The sequence below is a fragment of the Sphingomonas sp. genome, from assembly GCF_035910975.1.
GTDB lineage: Bacteria > Pseudomonadota > Alphaproteobacteria > Sphingomonadales > Sphingomonadaceae > Sphingomonas.
The window spans coordinates 237,660-257,410 of sequence record NZ_JAMHWM010000005.1 but is presented as its reverse complement, the minus strand read 5'-3'; the positions used below and the strand labels follow the sequence as shown (position 1 = coordinate 257,410).

The window sequence follows — 19,751 nt, the reverse complement described above, 5'->3', positions numbered from 1 at the left end:
GGAATGGTGGACCCGTGGCTATTCCGCCAGTCGCTGGATCATTCGGTCGACAAGCGCCTTGGCCGCGACGCGGTTCGCCGAGCATTCGTATATGAGCTCGAAGACCTTGCGGTAGGTCGCCCGTTCGCCCTTCGGCACCATGTCGAGGGGATCGGCCTCGACGCCTCCACCCACACGCGCGAGCTCGGCCTCGACCGCTGCGACCTCGTTCTCCAGCGTGGCGCGGCGACCTTCCTCAAGCGCCTCGGCGTCGAGCACCTTGCGCATCCGGGCAACCGACTGGAACACACGGCCCATCTCGGCCGCCTGCGTCCCGTCGGAGATCGCGCCTTGGCCGATGACGGCTAGGCGCTCGGCCGCCTCACGCCCGGCGGACTCGAACTCGCGCAGCTTGGAGCGCTGGGTTGAACTCGTCCGGCAGCGGCGCGCGATGTCCCGTCCGATCGGCGACAGCTGGTTCACGAGATTGGCGTAGTGCGTGTTAGCCTCGAACTCGTCGCGCCGCCCGTTCGGGACGATGCGTCGGTCAAGGATATGCACCTCGCCGACCGTCCAGGCGTTGAACCTCGCCTCAGGAAAGATCTGCTCGAGGATGGTGTGATCGCCGACCTGTATGTTGCCCGCGCGAACGCGCACACCCTTGGCCAACGCGCCCACAGGGATCGCGCCGCGATAGTCATGGTGGGCAAACCACCCGACCGCGGCCAGACCACCATCCATGCCCGGCAGCTCGAGCAATGTCAGTTCGTGAATGTCGGTGGTGCTGGCACCAAGGTCGATCGCATCGCGGTGCGGGCGCGTGATGGGCTCGCCGCCGTCGATGGTCACCTGCAATTCGGCGAGCGGACCGACGGCCCGCAGCGCCTCGACAATCGCAGCGCCGTGGTGGAATTGCGGTGCGAACGGCAACGGTGCCACCTGCGACAGATAGGCGTGGACGGCGACGGGATCGAGCAGCCGGTCGCCGCGCTGGCGCACGATCTTCCCGATCTCGACTTCAAAGAAGCGGGGCGGCGAGTCGGCAGCGGGCAGGACGCGGACGTCGACGACATGCGCGACGACGCTGGCGAGGTCGCCAGCGTCAGGGTCGGCGAGCGCCGCGCGAAGGCGGCGCGCGTCCCAAGTCACCTCGGTAACCAGATCCTCGTCCTGCGCGCGGGTGCGGAACGTCAAGTATTGCGCATAGCCGAGCGCCGCCAGTCGGCCGACCCCACGGAAGCCGCGCGCCTCTGTGCCACGCTTGCCGCTGCCACCCAGGGCGAGCAGTCGGTCGAGGACGTCCGCCCGCGGGATCGCGGTGCCGTTGTCGCGGATGCGCACCACGCGCTCGCGCTGGTCGAGCGTGACCTCCACGCGGCCCGGCTCGTCGGCGGCAAGCATTCCCCGGCGACGGGCGTCGTCGATCGCGTCGGCGGCATTCTGCAGATATTCGCGATAGGCGGTCAGCGGTTCGACATACATCGCCGACGAGACCAGCTCGAGCAGATCCTTGCCGATCCGGACGTCATGGGTAGTGGGGCCGTGGTCGTCGCGTGCCATGTCTTGAGCCTTCATGCCGCCATCGGAGGCATCACCGCGTCGGGCGTCTCCGACGTGTCCTCGAAATCCAGTCCCGCGTCCTCGACGCGCTCGTCCTCGGCCAGACCCCGATTGACCTCCTCTGCGGCTTCGGCGCGCCGACTGTTCCACACACCGACCCACTCCTCCTTCGGACGCGGCACGTAGAACGGAAGCACAGCGCGCAACGCATCGGAGTCGGCGTCGTCACGCAAGGTATGGAAGTGCCGAGGATCACGGGAGGAGAGCAGGCCGAGCAACTCGGCCCGGTCTGTCTCGGTGAGCCGGTTGAAGGCGACGCGGTAGTCATCGAGCTCCGGCCTGCCGGGTCCGTTCTCGTAATACTCACGATTGAAAATGAAGTCGTGGGGAAGGGCGAGGATGCGCTCGTAATCGGCGAACGTGTCGCCGAAAGCATGCTTGAAGAATGTCGGCTCGCCGCTGACGACGCCATGCGTCGCTTGCAGGACGATCTGCATCGAGCGGAGCTGGAAGCGGGTCCACTTGTCGCCGATATGGCCGCGATCCGGGCGATCCGTCGGTTGGAAACGCATCGGAAACGACCAGATGCGGACACCCAGTTCCTCGTTGAGGGTGACGTTCAGCCGCATTCGCTCGAACAGGTCGTCGGGGCCGTCGTGGAAGTTGTAGAGCATGTAGTTCGAAAGGTCGTGCAAGCCATATTCATGCGCATACCTGACCGCCTGCTCATACGGCTTGCGAACGCCGAGATGGTCAAACGCGATGCGCAGGGGGCGAAGCGCGATCGAGGCCAGTTCGCGCAGGTACATCGGGTCCTTGCAGAGGATCCGCGCGTCCACGCCCTGGTTGAAGTCGACGCGCCGCTGGACGGCGACCCTTTGCCCAGGCCGTTGCAGCTTTGCGCCAGGCGTGAAGCCGAGATCGCGGATCTCCGCCATAATCTCCTTGAACCGCGCCGACGCAACGACGTTGTTGTCCATCAGGATCAGGTCTTTGCGGGGACCGTACAGCTCGTCGATGGCACGCACCACGCCGGTCAGCGAATCCGTGTCGCGCTGCATGCCTTCGAGCTTGGGCACCCCGCAGAAGTGGCACTTTCGGATACACCCGCGCGAGGTGTAGGCGAAGTAAGCGTCCCTTACTGGATAGCGATACTCGACCTGGTCGAGGATCGAGTAGTCGGGGATCAGATCCTCGATCGGCTTGCCGGACAGGTCGTCGGCGTAAAGTTCCTCTGCGAACTCGTCGAGCTGCAGGGATTGCGCCGGCGCACCGCTCAGAAGGCCCTTTATGAAGCGGACGCCGTGCCAGCGGCCCTCGTCCAGGAACCGCTGGTGCATCAGCGAGGCCGCGATGCCGCCGACGAACACCTTGTCGGCCTGACCGTTCGCGACCTGCAGGGCGAAGTCGATCGTCTCGGCGATCTTGGGATACTCGAACGAGAAGAGGGTGGTGACGTAGATGCGGTCCCACGCCTGGTCGAGCACCGACCGGTCCCTGCCCTTCACGAAGCGCACCCGGTCGTTCTTGCCGCGGGGGCCGTGATACTGCGCGATCTTCATAAGCCCCAGCGGGGGGTACTTATTCTTGTAGTCGGGCTCGATGAGCAGGATGTTCCGATTAGCCATTGGCAACCGCCAATCGGGGGCGGCGGCGAAGTTCGCGCAGGATATCCGCGGCGCGCCGCGCGCCGCCCTCCCCACCAAGTCCGCCGAGTGGACCATCACTGCTCCAGTCCAGCAGGGGTGCGATGTCGCCGACCAACGCGGCGAAATGAGCGGTGTCACACCGCGCCGTCGCCGCCGCCTCGAGAACGAAATCGGCGGCTAATTCGGTCAGGGCGTAGACGCCGACCCCTTTCGTAACCAGGCTTCCCCGTGGCTTGGCGAACGCGTCCGGCATGACCATCGCGACCGCCAACCAGAAATCGTGCGCGATGCGCGCCACATCGTCGAGCGATCTCGGCTTCAGCCGTCTGGTGAGAATACGGCAGGCCTTTTGCATCGTGCGCAGCGACGCGCGACGCTCGAGTCCCGACACCTGGTTCCCGCCGAGGTCGAGGCGGTTATACCATGGCGACGTTGGTTCGTTCTTGAGGTGGAGCGCGACCAGCAGCTCCGGCTTCTCGCTGGCCAGATCAGCGCAGAGCTGGGCATCATGGAAGTCGAGCAGGCTGTTCGACAGGCCCTTCGCCTTGCCGTTGATCACACCGAAGATCTCCATCTCCTCGCGCTCGGTGAGCCCGACGAACGTCATAAACGGCAGTTCGACGTCGAGGTCCGACAGATGGCCGAGGCGATGCTGGCAATCGACCTGCGCGAGCGGCTTTGCCCCCCGCGCCAAGTTCAATATGACGCCCTCCCCACCACCCTGCAGACTCCAACCGTCACCGTCGCTTCCGCGGAGGTTGAACGTGAGTGGGATCGTGGTGCTTTCCGGCCGCTGGGCGTAGCGTCTGAAGTCGAGGCTATGCCGGGAATTCAGGCGCCGCTGGTAGCCGCGCCCAGATGCCTCGTCGAGCACATCCGCGAAGCTCGCGCCATGCAGCACCCGCGCAGACGCGAAGCCTAGCAACACCGGCCTCTCGAGCGACTTGCCGCGCATGCATGGCAAGGTCGTCATCTTATTCATCGGCACCGCCACAATGCCGAATCTGCATTCTAGGAATACAGATAGCAACCTAGCGACAAGCGTCCGATCGGCGCGAAGGCACGGTTCACCGCATATCGGAAAACGCGAAGGCTGGAAGGAAAAGGCGCGCGCACGTGCACGCGATAGGCGGCAGCGGCCGCCAATGTCACCGCAGCGGCGGTTTCTTCGATCCAACAGGGAGAGAGGAAAAGATATGCAGCTCTGAACCAGCCGCCCCAGCGATCATAGGATCCAGCAAGTTAACAAACCGTGCACGCCGACGGCGTCGTCACGGAATTTTTTCCATCGCCGCAGCGCCACCACGCCCCACGCGCCGAAAGGACAGCCATGAACACCGCTTTCGACACCACCAGCATGAACCACATGATCACCGCGATCAGCCAAGAAATGCGCGGCGCATCCCGCAAGACGCACCCGGAGTGCGACACACTATTCATCGGCGGCCCGCCGCCCAGCGACCTCGACCAGCACGCACTCGCCCAATTCGGGCTGAGCAAGAACTGGAAGGTCGTCTACCCGTCGTTCGATCCAGCCGATCCGATGCGTGGTCCGGTCGGCTGCTACGTCGTCGTGACCGACGGGCTGTCCGAGACGATGGTCCTGACGGACGGCCGACTCTGGAAGAACGACCGCCGCAGCATGACCGTCATCGTGTTCGCCAAGCTCGGTATCACGATCCGGGTCAGCTCGAAGGGACGGCTCGTCGTGCGCGACATGGTCGGACGTTACCACGACCACGGCTACGACCTGGCGCTGGAGGGCGTCGCGACGCGCGCCGCGCGTCGGCCTGGCCACACGACGGTCATATCGACCATCGGGCAGCTGCCCACGGTGCTCGACATCCGCACGATGAACCAGGTGTTCGCGAACGCGGAATAATGTCCCGGTGACACGGTGGCGGGGGTGGCTCAGGCCGTTCCCGCCATCCCACCGCTAGGTTCGGTTCCCGACAGGCCGCACCGGCAACGCCCGGAGCGCGTCGAGCACCACGGCGCTCGCAATGACGTCGGCGCGGTTGTAGTCGATGATACGCTCGAGCACGGCGGGATCGCCCGTCCGGCGCCACTCGTCATACCATGCGATACTGCTCGCTCCGCCGGCGTCGGCGGCGTTCCACCTGAACCCCTGCGACTTCGCGATGGCCTTCAGACCGTAGGAGGGCAAAGGCCATTCCGTAGCGGGCGCGACGACGTCGCTGTAGAGATCGACGACGCGCGGCGCGGCGAACAGCGCCTCGACATCGTCCGCGGCGCACACCTCGGGATACCGCCGTTGAAGCATGCGATACGAAGTCCGTTCGTATGGCGAATAGTAGTAGATCGCAGTCGCTTGGTCCGAGGTCAGCAACGCCCACACCTCGGCGAACGCCCGCCGCTCGCCGTCGTCGCCATCGGCGAAGAACGGGATGAAGCGCTCGGTCCAGGCAGCCGGTCCGCCCGTGCGCTCCCAGATTCCGTGCAGGTAGACCAAAGGGCCAGCCGTCGGGTCGGCCTCGATATCGAGGTGCCATTCGCGACCGTAGACGGGCAGGTCCAAGGGCTCTCGTGCGTAGGGAACCGCGCCCGGCGTCGTCGCGAGCAGCGCCCGGTCGCGGAAGCGTTCGAGGCGCGCCATCCCGAGCCCGGGCACTGCGCGCTCGCCCCGCTCCGAGCGGAGGCGGTCGATGTCGAGCTTCGCCAGCTCCGCGCGGTTGGCGGCGAGAGGCTCGATCAGCGTCCGGAGCGAGCGGCCCATTCCGGCGATCAGCGTCAGGTCGTCCGCGTCTTCCATCTCGACCGCGCACACGTCACGCCAATGGCACAGTCCGCACAGCGCCCCCGAAGCCCCGCGTGTCCCGGCCCGGCCGTGGACGATCGCCCGTGCCCTGGCGAGCAGGGCGGCCGCCCGTTCGGACATCGTCCCGCCAGGTGCCGGCGCATCGAGCTCGAACCAAGCGACTTCGCCATCACCACCAACAATGAACGCGCGGGAGGGATCGCCTATGCCGAGCTCGCCGAGCAGGTGCGCGTAGAGCCACACCTGGGCGCCATACTCCATCTTGGGCCGGATTCCGTCCGGCATGAACGGCGTCCCGTTCTTCGCGTCACCGGCGAACCAGACGCCGTCGCGGCGCGACAGGATATCTGGTCGGCCCAACAGATCCCCGTGTCGGAGTTCCGCGCCGAGGACGTGGTCGGCGTCGACTTTCAGCGCCTTCAATGTCGCAGTGAAGCGATCGGCGCGTGCCACTTCGCGCAGATCGACGACGGTGCCGGCCAACGCAGCGAGGACCTTCTCCTCATGCGCCATGCCGCCGTTCCACAGGAGCTCCACGAAAGGCGCGACGGGCGCGCGCGCGTCGGCGTCGCCATGGGCGTCGAGCCAGGGTCGACGTTCGCAGACGACGAGGTCGCGCAACATCGACGCGGTGACGAGGCGCCCGTCAGAAATAGACGTCGCGGTCATCGTCAATAGCCGAAGGGAGGGGGAAGGACACCCGGACGGTGGTGCCCACCGGTCCGGACTCCATGTGCAACGAGCCGCCGCCGCGGTCGACCAGCTGCGACACGATGCCGCGGCCCAGCCCAGTCCCCGATGACCGCGCGCCAGGACGTACACCCGCGCCGTCGTCGCTCACCGCGAGCACCACATCGTCGCCGACGACTTCCAGCGACACCAGCAGCAAGCCGGCGCGGCCATCGAGCGCGTGCCGAACCGCGTTGGTGATGAGCTCCGCTGCGACCAGGACGAAACGGCGCGCCGTATCTCCACCGATCCACGTATCCGGCAGGCTGAGCCGCATCTCGCTACGGCTGGCGGCCGCCGCGCCACCCGCGATCGCCGCACATACCGAGTTGAGGTCGGCGGCGACGTTCACCTGGCGGCGCACCGGGCGCGCTAGGATGCGGTTGAGCTCACCGAACGCCTCGAGCCGACAGACCGCGCTCTCGACCAGCCGTGCGCTTGCCGTTGGTTTCGCCCGGTTCGCCAGCCGCATCGCCGCCATCGCAGCGGCGACCTCGTTGGCGGTCCTGTGCGCGAACTCGTGCAGCAGCAATGCGTCGTCGCAGACCAGGTCGAATGCCGCTGGCTCGGCCAATCCCGGCGATTCCATCATCAGACTTCCCCTTCAGAGCGACACATATCACTCACATATTACTACTCACAAGTAGTAATATGGTTCCGTTGGTTGTGTTCCCGTCCGATCGCGGGACGACGGATGCGTCGGTTCCGGGCCGAGTTTCCACAGGAACACGCGCCCGCACGCGGGAGCGCGTTGCTGTCGGGGCGCGCAAGGTCCATGATGAGCGTCCGCGAACGGCTAGACGGGGGCGGGCGGCCGTGATTGGGGGATCTAAATTGAACGCTGACTGCCGATGGGACAGCGTTCCCGACCGGATAGCGACGCCGTCCTAGGTCAATGGCGACGCGCACCGGCATCCGGATTTATGGCGCGGACCGCGCCCCGACACCGTCAGCGGAAAGCCGCGGCGCGTGAGGCTGCCCGAGATCGCCCCAAGCAGATCCGAATGCCAGCGGCAGATCGTCGAAGCGTTGAACTCGGCCAAGGTGCGCCTGTTCGTCGACGCCAGCGTGCTCATCCACTGCTACGAGATGAGCCGCAGCGCGTGCGAGGAGCTGCTGAATGCGCTGGAGGGGCTGGGTGATCGGGTGCGCGTGCCGATCTGGGCCGCGAAGGAGACCTGGGAGCACACGCGCGCGCTCCCGTCGCGGCAGCCGCTGAGGAAGGTCTCTGGCAGCGTCACCAAGGCGATCGCCCAATTCCGCACCGACAGCCTGCGATTCGTCGACGCACGCACCTTCGAGGACATGACGGCCGATCAGTTTACAGCGGAGGTCGACAGCCTCGTCGCCGCCGCCGACGCCCTTACGCGGCGCACCGAACGGTTCGAACCGGCGCACGACTACGCCAATGCCCGGCTACTACCGTTCATCGCCGACCATTCGCCGTCATCGGACATGCCGGCGATCTACGACGAGGTCAGCCGGACCGGCGAGCAGCGTTACGCACACGAGGTGCCTCCCGGATTCAAGGATGGCGGCACCAAGGAGCCGGCACCAGAAGATCAGGCGGAAGGCTCGACCGCTCAGCTGAAGGGCAAGAAGCGCAACCGTTTCGGCGACCTGATCATGTGGCTCGAGGCACTTCAGGACTGCGAGGCCGGCGAGAGCGAACACCTTATCGTTCTGACCCGCGACAACACCAAGAAGGACTGGGTCTACAATCCCGAGCGCGTGACCGACGACGATGATCGTCTTACCCAGAACGGCGGAGTGGTCACGCTGCCACTACCGCTGCTCGCGCAGGAAGCCCACCGGCGCTGCCCCACGCTGCAGAGCGTGCATGTCATCTCGCTCGAGATGTTCACCCAAGTGCTCCGCTCCAATTTCGGTGGCCGCGTGTCCAACCTGATCCGCGCGCTTCAGCCAGGCGCCGCGGCGCGCCGGCCGACGCGTCCGGCCGAACGGCCAGATCGCGCACCAGCTGGCGGCGCTGCGGCTGCAAACGTCACGTTCAGCTCCGCCGACATGCTGTTCGAGCCAACCGAAGAACAGGCAGCCACGCCGATCTGGCAGGCGATCGCGGGACTGCGCGCCGAGGGTTGGACCGCGCAGAACGAGGCCGCGACTGCCCTGACCGCCCTGCTGCCCGAAGCGGGTCCCGAGGAGGCCAAGCAGATCGGACGTGGCATCGTCGCCGCGAGCAACGAGGATGCGCTGGGCCCACTCGAGCTCGCCGAAGAGGTCCTGGCCGACCCCGAGGCGAGCGCAGAGGTGCGCGCCAACCTGCTCGTCGGCATGCTCGCCGAGACGTATTACAGTGAGGAGGGCGAGGCGAAGAAGCCGCGCGCCCACCCAGAGATCACTGCGAGCCTATTCGCGCACGCCGCCGACGCCGATACGCGCCAAGCCTACACCGCCGCAGTCGGCGTGCCGCTCGAACCACTGCGCCGCGCCTATCTCGCGCTGCCCGAGGAAGATCCTCGCACGCTGCGCGTCGAGATCCAGCTCGCGGACAACACGTTGCAGGGTCTGCAGATTGAGGGCCGCGAGGTGCTGGAGCAGGACGCTCCCGGCTCGCGGCAGATCGTCACTGGCGGCCGCGCCGCGATGATGCCGGTGACCGAGTTGCTGAAGGCGGTCGCTGCGGAATTCGTGGTGCCGTTCGACATGCTCGCGGTCGACGGCCCGACAAGCTACGACGTCGAGATCCCCGAGCGGTTCGGCTTCGTCGGATGGGGACCGGAAACCGGGGAGCAGCTTAGGTGACGTCGCAGCCAGTCAATCCGGAAGCCGTGATGGTCGGCTCCTATTCGCTCGAAAGCCTGACCACAGGCATGTACGAGGACCCGCTGCACTGCGTGCGCGAATACGTGCAGAACGGCTTCGACGCGATACGCGCCGCCCGCGCCGAAGCGATCCTCGCCGAAGCGGACGGACTGGTGACCATCTCCATCACCGGCACACTCAAGCGGCAGACGCTGACCATCGACGACAATGGGATCGGAATTCCGGCCGCGGACGCCGTCGGCGCGCTGGTCTCGGTCGGGGCCAGCCTCAAGCGGTCGAACGCCAACGCAGGGTTCCGCGGCATCGGTCGTCTCGCCGGGGTCGCCTACTGCACATCGCTCAGGTTCACGACGACGACGCGCGGCGAAGCTGTCGCGACCGTCGTGGACTTCGACTGCGGACGGATGCGCAGCTTCATGCGGCCAAGCGCGGATGCCCAGGACGTGCGCACCGTGATCCAGTCCTGTGTCACCACGTCGGAGGAGGCTGCGGCACCCGACGCGCACGGCACCAAGGTCGAGATGATCGGACTGACTGGTCTCGGCATCGAGTTCGCCGAGATCGAGAAGCTGGTGCCCTATCTGCGGCAGGTCTGCCCAACCGACTATTCCGACCGCTTCACCTTCGCAGGCCGCATTCGCGCCTTCGCCGCCGGCGTCGGCCAGTCGATCCCGGTCATCGAGGTCGAGACGCGCTACAAGCGCGAGCGGACTCAGATCCTCAAGGCGTACGATGACGCTACCCCGACATCGAAACCGAAGTCGCCGTCAACGATCACCGATGTCGAGATGGTCAGCTCCGCCGAACTCGGCTGGTTCGGATGGATCGGCAAGTCGAACTTCAAAGGCGAGCTCACCGACGACACGGTCGCCGGCATTCGGTTCAGGGTTAAGAACATCCAGATCGACGGCTCGGACCTGATCGAGACGCTCGCCGCCGAACTGACCACGGGTGGCACCGAAGGACGGCTCCAGCGCTACGCCGTCGGCGAGGTCTACATCTTCAATCAGGCCGTCGTTCCCAACGCGCGGCGCGACGGGTTCGAGGACGGGCAGGCGTGGCGGCAGATACGCGCCGACATCAAGTCGAAGATGGCGAAGCGCGTCGTGACTCTCGTTCGCGCCGCGTCCACCAGCCGCCCGAAGATCAAGGCGATCGCCAACGAGATCGCCACCCTGACGCGACGCCTCGCGGCCGATACCGTCACGGCCGCCGACGCCGACGCGATGGACAAGCAGCTCGACGGTCTCCTCGCCCGTTTGAAGCCCGACAAGCTCACCGGCGGCGAGCCGCACGAGATCGGCGGCTACGTCAGCCAGGTGAAGGGCCTGAAGGAGCGCCTGCAGGAACTGAGGTCGAAACCGCCCACCGACTCTGGAAGCGGCGACGGTGCAGGCGCTGGCACCGGCGACGGCGGTGGTGACGATGATGGCGGTGCCGGTGACGGCGGCGGCGGCCAGGATGGTGGCGGCGCCGACGACGGAGAGGACGACGGTCAGGATGACGCCGACGAGTGGACCGCGGACGAGGTCCTGCCGGCGCTGCGCGCGGTCATGATCCGCGAGCTCGGCGCCGAGGAGACCGATCGGCTCTTCGACCTCGCGTTCGACGATCTGCAAGGCTGATAGCCGACAGACTTCCGACATAGCGGCTCCAACTCGCGGGCCTACCGCGACCGAAAGCGCGTGGATGTAAGGACATCCTTCCGCACCCTTAGCCATGAACTGAAAGTGCCATCGGCGGACGACCACATCGTCCGCCTGCGCAGCGCTTCGCCGCGCCCGAACGCCTTCAGGGACAAAACCGGCAACGTCCGCCCGCACCGCGTCGACGCGGGCGACCTCACACGTGCGCAATCGACGCGACCGAAAGGAACTCCCATGACCAGCAAGACCGGGCGCCGGCTATGGCGCCTCACGTTCGGCCGCCGGATCCGCGACGACGCGATCTTCAACCGCGACGGCGAGATCGCCGAGACCTGGATCGAGAGCGACGCCGCCGCCCGCATCAAAGCTCTGGTGGCGCGCGGTGCCTACTCCACTGACGAGCCGCTGCGCCTCTCGATCCTGTCGGCGGGCCCGCCGAAGACCATCATCGGGACGGTCGTGTGCACGGCGGAGGCGATCGCGGAATGGGATCCGTCGCTGACTGAACTTCCCCCCGGCGACCCCCTGACTGCCGGAACCCGGTCGCCGATGGTGACCCGACTGTCGGTCGTGCGCGACGTCCACGCCGCGCTGTCCAAAGGCGCGGAGGCAGGTATGCTGAGCCAGCGGCAGGTCGACCAGGTCGCGCTGCTCGTGCGCGAGCTGCTCAGCGCCCGGGACTAGCGGGCAGCGGTGACCAGTCCTCCCCGTCGTCGGCAAGCAGCTTGTCCGACACGTCGACCCCGAGCGCCTTCAGCGCCTCGTTGTGCTTCATGATCGCCTGGATCATCGCGCGTCTGGACCAGCGCCGGCGGTCCTTCATCAGCGCCGACGTATCCTCGGGCGCATCGGGCCGGCTCAGGTGCGGCGCCCAGGCGGAGAGGTAGGGTTCGCGATAAAGCGTGGCGGTGCTGAACGTCCCGCCATATTCCTTGGCGACCCGCTTGCGGAACGTCTCGTGATCCGGATCATTGCGCTTGAGCGCGAAATGGATGATCGCACGCTCGACCGCACGCATTCGCTTCGCACCGTCGACCGACCGTCCGCGATCGATCCCGCGCATGTTGCTCCTGACGACCTTCTCGGGATCCTTCCATTCGCGCCCGTCGAGCTCGGCGGTCAGCCGCCCCACCATGTGCTCAAGCGCGACCAGCAGGCGCGCGAGCGTCAGATGATCCTTGTCGAACAGGTACGACGGCCCCCGACGCCCTATCCGCGACGTGCCGATGCGCGTGCGGGTGCGCCGCCGACCCATGAACCGACCCTGCGCATCCCGTCGTTTCGGGGCAGCCGTGGACACGGCCTTAGCCACAGAGCGACAACGTCACGAGGGTTGCCTGGACATGGGCGTTGAACCGCTCGGCCGCGGCCGCCGCGTCGATGGCCGCCGACAGGTCGTAGCTCTTCGGCATCGCCGAGCCCGGGCTGTGGTGCAGCAGCACGCCGATCTCTTGGTAGCTCGCGTCCTCGAGACCCATGGCGGTCGCGAACGTGTAGCGCCCGTCGTGCGAGGTCATGTCGATCACGCCGATGAGCAGCACGGTGCCGTAGAGGGCAAGCTCCTCCGGGATCACCATCTTGCCATCATGCTGGAAGAGGTAGCGCGCGGGCGGCAGTCCGCGGTCGCTTTGGCAGAACGGGACCATCGGAAGCGTCGGTTCGCCCTTGTCGTCCATGCTGCCGAGATAGAAGCGGGTATTCGTGAAGAGCTTCGCCGACTTCATGGCGCCGGCCGACTGCGCGTCGAGGCCGAACTTGCCATGGGTCGACCATCCCTTCGGCTGCAGCGCAACGTAGGGTTGCATCTCGCCATCGACCTTGTGCGACCGGAAGCAGTCCGGGCCCAGTCTGATCTGCAGGATCTCGCCGATGCGCGCACCCCAGCGGATGCCGTAGCTGAGAGCGATGCGGGCGTAGGCCATCGCATGGTAGAACTCGACCAGCGGGATTACGATCAGGCTGTCCTCGGCTTCCGGATCGTCGCCGCGCGCGAACATCGCGATATCGTGATCCTGCGATGAGGGGATCAGGATACCGCGCTTCGGCGAGTCGTATTCTGGCAACCCGTGCCGGGCTGTCCGCTCGCGCCGTCCAAGTTTCACCTTCTCGGAATGGCGGTCCGTCCAGTCCAGAACATCCCACCGGAACAGGTCGACCCACAACGGCTCGACCGCCTCGCCGTCCGGATCGGCCGGCGTGGTGCCACGGTAAACCAGGTGGATCTTGCCCCACCGTCCCGCGTCGTGCTGGACACCGTATGCGCTGCCCTCCCCATGACCCGCAGGCATCCGCCGTTTGACATCCTTGAGTCGATACGATCGGTCGTGGGCGATTGTCAGCAATTCACCTTCGGAGAAGAGTTCGAAGTCGATCGTCTGATCCGTCACGCCGAGCGAACCGTCCGCCCGCACGACCGGCCCGGTCCAACCGAATCCCACCCGCAGTCCCGCATCCATCCGTTGCCGCGCGGTCGGCATCTGCTCGGCGAGCGCAGTGAGAAGCCCCTCCAGCTGCGCGACGCGGTTCTCCATCGCCGCCAGGATCAGCGTCAGCGCCGAAACGATCGGCTCGACCTTCTCGAGACGCTTCCCCTTGCGCGGCTTCCCCAGCTCCTTGATCCTGACATTCAGTCGGTTCTGGTAGCCATCGGCATCGTGGTGCAGTGCCGGCAGGCAGCAGGTCAGCAATTCGGCGTCGTCGCCGAGCACGAGTAGCGCCAGCTTTCTCGCCGTGGTGTCCGCGATCCGCCAGGCAGCCGCCGTCTTGACCCGCGGTTCCTCGATATCAAGCGGAAGAAGCAAGCCTGACGCGTAGAGGTCGAGAGAACGCGTGACGTCTTCCATCGACGTCGACGACTTGAGCTTCATGATGTTGGCGTGCCGGCAGTGATAGCGCACCCACTCGCGCTGATTGGCGAGCGAGTTGCCCTCGGCGGCCTTGGCTATCAGGCAAAGTGCTCCCCGCAACCGGATCGGGCCATCCGGCAGCGCACACAGTCGGCCTACCGACGCCATCGTTGGCAGCACGGTCGCCGGATGTCGCACCTGCGCAAGGTGCGACCGGAACCGGTCGCGCGCCCACGGCGGAAGGATTTCGAGCAGGTCGTCCAGGTCACCGGTCAGACCTCGCCGGTAGTGGTGCGCCCCTTTTCCGACCATCAGGTCTAGCCGGGTCCGCGCCTCCGCGATCAGCGGCTGCGAACCGAGCAAGGCGGTCATGCTGTGGCAGTGCGCACCGTCCTTCCCGAAGAACGCGAGATACGCCCTTAGGGCCACGTCGGGGTGCGGAACCGAGTTCGCGTAGAGGTTGGTGCGCACGCGCCGGTAGAGTTCGAAGAACCCGTCGCCAGGTCCGCGCCCCTCCTTCGCCCACCGCTTCTCCTCCGCTTCCATCCAACCGACGAAGGCCTCCCAAACCGATCCGACCGACCTGTCTCCTCCACGACCGGGCCTGAGGGCCATCGAACGAAACGGGACAGTCACACCCAGCGGCTTCAGCAGTCTGCGTGCCGGCTTCGACACGTGGGCCGCCGCCGAAAGCGTCCAGATGTCGACGCGCTCATGGAAGTGGCGTCCATCGCCCGATGATGCCCTGCGCTCGCCGATGACCAGCCGCGCGCCACGCGACGCGCCTGAAACGCGCGCCTCGCCTGTGCCGGGGACGCCGTGCCGGCGGACCGCGTCGGCGGACACCGTTTCGGACACCGGCGCCACGACTAAGCGAGCCCCGACAGCATCGCGGCGGTCGCGGCGGCGCCCGCCTGGAACGCCGAGGGCTTCTTGACGGTGGAGACGGCGACCTTCTCCGTCGTGCGCTCGTTGAACGTACGTGCCGAGCGGTGCGCCAGCTTCACCACGTGGTGCGCCGAATACCACTTGAGCATCCGCTCGCCGCTCTCCCAGCCCATGTAGGCGATGATCGCCTTGCGCTCGGCGATCTGCTCCACAGCCGACATCGTCAGGCATACGTCCAGCCGGTGGTGCACATATTCGTGTCGCAGATAGTGGAACGACAGGTAGCGACGCCTGCCGGTCAGGCGATACTCGACGTCGTCGATGAACAGGCCCTGCCGCTCAGCCGCGCGGCGGAAGAAGCGATACATCCTGAGGTAGGGAACCGCGTTCACCCCGTCCTCGGTGAACAATGGCATCTGCTTCAACGCCGCGCGCTTCTTCGGATTGGCGGCCCATGCCTTCAACCGCGCGAGCGACATGCCCGATGCGCGCTTGCGCGGTCCGTCGATGAACCGATAGATCCAGGCCATCTGCTCGTCGCCCGGGATAAGCTCGATAACGGTCGCGCCCTCGCTGCCCTTCGTCGTCGCGGTAATGTGTTTGCCGATGTCCTTCGCTGCCGGGCCGCACAGCACATCGTAAATCGTCACCGAGGACACGGAGCACCAGCGGCCACCGCTGTAGCGCGCGAGCCGCGCCAGCCCCTCGATCGCCTCCGGGGTCCCGATGGCCTTCATGCCAACCAGCAGCCGGTCGAAGAACCGCGGGTCGTCGTAGCGCGGGGCGGACGAGGTATCCTTGCCCATCCGCAGCAGACGGTCGGTGTCCGAGCGGTAGCCACGGCCCTTGCGGTTCTCCACCACGTGCGCGCCGCCGGTCCGGCTGAGCTCCTTATTGACCTTGGTCGGATCCTGTCCGCCGAAGACGATCTCCCTCAGTCGTGCGGTTACGTCGCCCAGCGCAACCAGCGCACCGGCGACGCGGCCATGGAGCTCGCCCTTCGGGTGGAGCCATCGGCTGCCGTCCTTCTCCTTCGCGCCCTTCCACGGGATCTCCAGCTGCGCCACGAACGCGTCCGCTACCTCTCGGCAACCCGCGACGCTGGCGATGAACCGCTCGGCCGCGTCCGGGAACTTCCGGTGCGCCACGTTCAACAGCCACAGGAAACTCGCCAGGCTGCTCATCCCGGTCGCGCGGTCCGGCATGGCTGCGAACATCGCGCTGCCGGCGCGCGATATCTGCCGGTGCTGCTTCCCGCGGGGGCCGATCAGCCGGAACGGCACGTCGTGGCCGACCTCCTCCCAGCGATAGGCGTCAAATCCGATGGCGAGCTTCATGGCAGACCATATAGGCCGGGTCAGGAACAAAAGGAACCCTCTTGCGCCATTTGAGCTTTTCCGTTGTTGTCGAAAAGCGGTATCGAAGAGCGCTAGCAGCGCCGCTCGCTCGACTTTTTCTCTTGATTTTTCAATGAGTTGCTGGAATGGGCGGTTCCATTCTCACCTGTGCCGGGTGCGGAAAACCTGCCCTTTCGCCGAGTCATCCGTTTCGAACAGACCATTTTTCAAAGTTCGGTCGGATAATAGCCGATTCTGAAGGTTTTCAGGTGTGGAGCCACAGGTGAGAATGGCCCCCTAAAATCGCTCGCCAAGCCCAAAAATTAGCTTCAGGTGCCGGTCCTGCGCTTGACCTTGATGAACACCTGGCGGCCCGCAACGTCCGCCCATTCGTTCAGCGCCGCCCGGACGCGTTCCGTCTCGTCACGAGGCGTCTTCGCCAACTTCGCCAATGATGCATCCAAGGCCGTAGCCAGCGAGCCCGCGTTGACGGTTACAACGCGCCGGCCCTCCTGACCGCTGCGCCGCATCACAGCCGCGAAGTCCTTCGCGTCGCCCATTTCGACCGACCCGGCGTCATTCTTCTTCGCCGACAGCCCAGCCGGGTGGACCAGAATGAAGTCGTCGAGGGGCGTCGACCGCGATATCCAAGCCCGCGCCAAAAAGGGGCCGGACTCTGCCCACGATGCGTCGACGAGCGCCGCCGCCTGACGCGGCGCGATGCCCGCCGCCAGCAACTCGAAGGTCAGGACGAGCTTCAGGAAATCGGCAACGCCGAACTCCGCGCGGCCGCCGCTGCCGACCTTCTCCACCGTGGCAGGGAAAGGAATGCGCTGGAAATACTTCAGCCGCGCCTCAAGGACGTTGGCCTTGGCGTCGGGATGCAGTCCGGCCAGCACCGTCAGTATCTGGCCGAAGCCCAGGTTCATCGTCGCCTCCGCTCCAACCCTACGCGGCAGACCGGAACATTGGAAGGTCATCCGAAGCATCAGACGCTCGCCTCCTCCAAGATAAATTTCGCGTTCGCTGGCCGAAACCGAACTCAAATCCTAGAACTGGTAGATGAAGACCTTGGCATACGAAAACGTCGGGCCAGACCCGCGCGGATCGACGATCCGAACCCTGGTGGACGCCGCGCTCGGCGACGCGCGACTGCCCATCGGAACGCCCGCGGCCGACGCCATATATGGCCTCTTCCTATCCGAAGCCCGGCAGAAGGGATGGGATATGGCTGAGAAAGCGTGGTCGGAAATCGACGCGGAGACGATCCGAGCCATCGCCCAGGAATTCGAGCTGATGGCCTGGCAAGGCAACCGCATGGACTACCCGCTGCCCGCAGGCACTGAGATGATCGCGTGCATCGGTGGGTTCGTGATCGTCGATGCCGAGCAACTCGGCGTCGACATCGACCGGCCCGGCCTTCATCATTCCGCCGACATGCCCGGCCGGCCCGGCGGCTCGAACCTCGACCTCCTCATGCGGATCATCGAAGAGCTGAGCGCGAACCTCGCCTGCAGGGCAATTGGCATGCCCGAGCTCGTGGTCCGTCTCGTAGACCGCCATCCCGAGCACCACCTGCAGTTCCCGCCGTTCGCGCCGGCCGACAACTTGGTCCTTCAACGCAGCATGGATTTCTCATCGAGCGGCCTGATCTGCTCCTTCGATCGCAGCGAGATCGAGACGATCGCGACAGGCGTCGTGTCCGACATGAGCAGGCTGTACGCCAGCCCGCACATCTTCGCTTCGCGCATCCGGAATGCTCGGCGTGCGGTGGAGGCGATGGCGGCCCATCTGCCAGACGTGCATGTGCGCGCCATGACGCTCGACATCAGCAACCAGTATTCGCAGGGGGACATCCTCGCGGCGGAATTTGAGGCATGGGACCACGCATTCCGGCGGGGGATCGTCGTCCATACGATCGGCCAGCGGTTCGGCTGGAGTGCGCCCCTCGACGTGCCGGGTCTGGACCGGGCCGATACCGTCGCCGCGGTTCACGCGAAGGGCGCCCACGGCTGGGTGAGCGGCGTGGCGCGCTCGATCCTGGAGGCCGCTCCCGGCGGCCCGGCTGCGGCACTCGCCGAGCTTGCGGAGGGGTTCGAGACAAACGTCGTGCTCGCCACCAGCACCCGTCCCCTGAAGCTGCGCCTGTTCTGGCGCCACGGCGTGATCCGCGTCGCCACCCGCGACGGCGACGGCGTCGAAGTCACGGACGAAGTCCTCACGCTACGCCGCCAGGCATTCCCCGAGACGGTGATCACCGCACTGAAAGGCCAACCACTGCACGCAGTTCTCGACAGCCCGTTCCGCTGCGGGTCGCGGATCGAGCATGCCGAGAACAAGGACGGAAACGTGGTGGTCCGCATCAAGCCAGACCCCTGGCTGGTGAACTGCGAGAATGGCCAGATGTGGCCTGACGCTCCGGCCAAGGCGCGACGGACAGGAGTGCCACGTACGGCGAAACTACCGAAAAAAGGATAGGGAGCATGGATGAAGCCGATCGCGGCGCGCAGCGCTACAGGCTCAAGAAATACGACCGGGGAGATCGCCTGCGAACTGGCGCCGCGACGGCGACCGAGCGCGCCAACGCCATCCTCGCCGACCGCCCTGCCGGCGGCTTCGGTCGGCTGACCGTCGCCCCGGGCCTGCCTTACGATCCCGAAAGCGTGATGATCCAGGTGAGGTCGGAAGCATCGGCCGATCTGGCTGGCGCGGAAATGCGCTACGGGGCGCCCAGCGGGACACCCGGCCGGACCTATGTGAAGGTGCTGACCGACGAGATCGTCAGATCGGCAGAGATGCTCTGGGACCGGCGCGCGGCCGCGGCCACGCTGGTCGAGCAGGTCAGGGCGCGGATCGCCGAGACGCTCGGCGGCGATTTCGCGGCCGCCCACGATCCTGCGGTCACGGCCATCGGCGTCGCGGTCGGCGCGTCCGACGGTAGCGTACAAGTCGTGCTCGACGTGGAAACTCTGGGACCCGGCCCAAGCTGGGGGACGAGCCGCACGCAGGGAATGTCCACCGACAGCCTCATCGAGAGGCTGCGCAAGCGGGTAGACGAGCATGTCGATTGCCACGACACTCTGGCCGCCCTCCGTGCCGACCGTATCCGCGGGCGCGCCCAGGACACGGCCGTCCGCGTGCTGCGGGAGGTCGGCATGGACATCGACTTCGCGACCGCCAGTCTCGCGCGCACGGAGCGGCTGGTGTTTGAATTCGGCGATCAAGACGACGAGTTTGTCTGCGACCTCGGCTGGTCGGGCGGCCTCATCAAGTGCCAGCTTTCGTCGAAGGCGCGAGGCTGGCAGCTAATCAACGATGCGCTCTGGATCGACGACGTATCATTCCCCGACGTCCTCCAGGACAGCCTCGTCGGTCGCCGGCTGGGTGAGGTGTTCAGCAACGACCTGCTGCCGTCCGATGCGGTGATCACCTTCGCCGAGGAGAGGCCGGACGGCGCGAAGCACATCCGCCTCGCAATCCCGACGGTCCCAATCCCGGATCCGGACGACAGGCTCGGCTTGGTCATGAAGCGCCGGCTTAGGAGCTGAACG

15 protein-coding genes are annotated in these 19,751 nt (G+C 66.2%); 6 read left to right on the top strand and 9 right to left on the bottom strand.

Translation table 11 applies throughout. From position 1 onward, the window contains the following. Window positions 1–18: 18 nt before the first annotated feature. Genes VYI76_RS01275 through VYI76_RS01265 form a run of 3 tightly spaced genes read right to left on the bottom strand, consistent with a single transcriptional unit; the run spans window position 19 to window position 4,170 of the window. On the bottom strand, window positions 19–1,539 hold the full coding sequence (locus VYI76_RS01275; RefSeq protein ID WP_326522950.1) for an ATP-binding protein: 1,521 nt from the start codon (window positions 1,537–1,539) through the stop codon (window positions 19–21). A gap of 11 nt (window positions 1,540–1,550) precedes the next feature. After that, window positions 1,551–3,263 carry a radical SAM protein gene (locus VYI76_RS01270; RefSeq protein WP_326522949.1) on the bottom strand — a complete coding sequence of 571 codons (1,713 nt, stop codon included), beginning with the start codon at window positions 3,261–3,263 and terminating at the stop codon, window positions 1,551–1,553. Beyond that, window positions 3,160–4,170, bottom strand: coding sequence for a DGQHR domain-containing protein (locus tag VYI76_RS01265; protein ID WP_326522948.1), 1,011 nt, complete (start codon window positions 4,168–4,170; stop codon window positions 3,160–3,162). The genes VYI76_RS01270 and VYI76_RS01265 overlap by 104 nt, the downstream gene beginning before the upstream one ends. Before the next feature lie 348 nt (window positions 4,171–4,518). Between VYI76_RS01265 and VYI76_RS01260 the strand changes: the two genes are divergently transcribed. Beyond that, window positions 4,519–5,070, top strand: coding sequence for a hypothetical protein (locus VYI76_RS01260; RefSeq protein WP_326522947.1), 552 nt, complete (start codon window positions 4,519–4,521; stop codon window positions 5,068–5,070). 54 nt (window positions 5,071–5,124) lie between these two features. Here the strand turns inward: VYI76_RS01260 and VYI76_RS01255 are convergent, their stop codons facing one another. Continuing rightward, the gene (locus VYI76_RS01255; protein ID WP_326522946.1) at window positions 5,125–6,636 is read right to left on the bottom strand and encodes a TM0106 family RecB-like putative nuclease; all 1,512 of its coding nucleotides are present in this window, start codon (window positions 6,634–6,636) and stop codon (window positions 5,125–5,127) included. After that, window positions 6,614–7,288, bottom strand: coding sequence for a sensor histidine kinase (locus tag VYI76_RS01250; protein ID WP_326522945.1), 675 nt, complete (start codon window positions 7,286–7,288; stop codon window positions 6,614–6,616). Before VYI76_RS01250 ends, VYI76_RS01255 begins: the two co-directional genes overlap by 23 nt. Before the next feature lie 377 nt (window positions 7,289–7,665). Here VYI76_RS01250 and VYI76_RS01245 point away from each other — a divergent pair, with 377 nt between their 5' ends. The 3 genes from VYI76_RS01245 to VYI76_RS01235 all read left to right on the top strand — a co-directional run bounded on the left by VYI76_RS01245 (window position 7,666) and on the right by VYI76_RS01235 (window position 11,813). Continuing rightward, entirely contained in the window at window positions 7,666–9,462 is a 1,797-nt protein-coding gene (locus VYI76_RS01245) for a PIN-like domain-containing protein (protein ID WP_326522944.1), read from the top strand. Beyond that, a complete protein-coding gene (locus VYI76_RS01240; RefSeq protein WP_326522943.1) occupies window positions 9,459–11,108 on the top strand; it encodes an ATP-binding protein in 1,650 nt (549 codons plus the stop codon). The genes VYI76_RS01245 and VYI76_RS01240 overlap by 4 nt, the downstream gene beginning before the upstream one ends. A gap of 255 nt (window positions 11,109–11,363) precedes the next feature. Next, the gene (locus VYI76_RS01235; RefSeq protein WP_326522942.1) at window positions 11,364–11,813 is read left to right on the top strand and encodes a hypothetical protein; all 450 of its coding nucleotides are present in this window, start codon (window positions 11,364–11,366) and stop codon (window positions 11,811–11,813) included. Here the strand turns inward: VYI76_RS01235 and VYI76_RS01230 are convergent. The 4 genes from VYI76_RS01230 to VYI76_RS01215 form a co-directional block, all read right to left on the bottom strand. Then, window positions 11,797–12,384: a hypothetical protein gene (locus VYI76_RS01230; protein WP_326522941.1), complete on the bottom strand. Its 588-nt coding sequence runs from the start codon at window positions 12,382–12,384 to the stop codon at window positions 11,797–11,799. The two genes, VYI76_RS01235 and VYI76_RS01230, sit on opposite strands and share 17 nt — an antisense overlap. Window positions 12,385–12,433: 49 nt before the next feature. Beyond that, entirely contained in the window at window positions 12,434–14,842 is a 2,409-nt protein-coding gene (locus VYI76_RS01225; protein WP_326522940.1) for a hypothetical protein, read from the bottom strand. A gap of 2 nt (window positions 14,843–14,844) precedes the next feature. Continuing rightward, window positions 14,845–16,200 carry a hypothetical protein gene (locus VYI76_RS01220; RefSeq protein ID WP_326522939.1) on the bottom strand — a complete coding sequence of 452 codons (1,356 nt, stop codon included), beginning with the start codon at window positions 16,198–16,200 and terminating at the stop codon, window positions 14,845–14,847. Window positions 16,201–16,529: 329 nt separating this feature from the next. Further along, window positions 16,530–17,129, bottom strand: coding sequence for a hypothetical protein (locus tag VYI76_RS01215; protein WP_326522938.1), 600 nt, complete (start codon window positions 17,127–17,129; stop codon window positions 16,530–16,532). Between the two features lie 133 nt (window positions 17,130–17,262). On the opposite strand from VYI76_RS01215, the gene VYI76_RS01210 reads away from it, so the two are divergent. Both VYI76_RS01210 and VYI76_RS01205 read left to right on the top strand, forming a co-directional pair. Then, the gene (locus VYI76_RS01210; RefSeq protein WP_326522937.1) at window positions 17,263–18,678 is read left to right on the top strand and encodes a hypothetical protein; all 1,416 of its coding nucleotides are present in this window, start codon (window positions 17,263–17,265) and stop codon (window positions 18,676–18,678) included. 5 nt (window positions 18,679–18,683) lie between these two features. Continuing rightward, entirely contained in the window at window positions 18,684–19,748 is a 1,065-nt protein-coding gene (locus tag VYI76_RS01205) for a hypothetical protein (RefSeq protein ID WP_326522936.1), read from the top strand. Window positions 19,749–19,751: the final 3 nt, after the last annotated feature.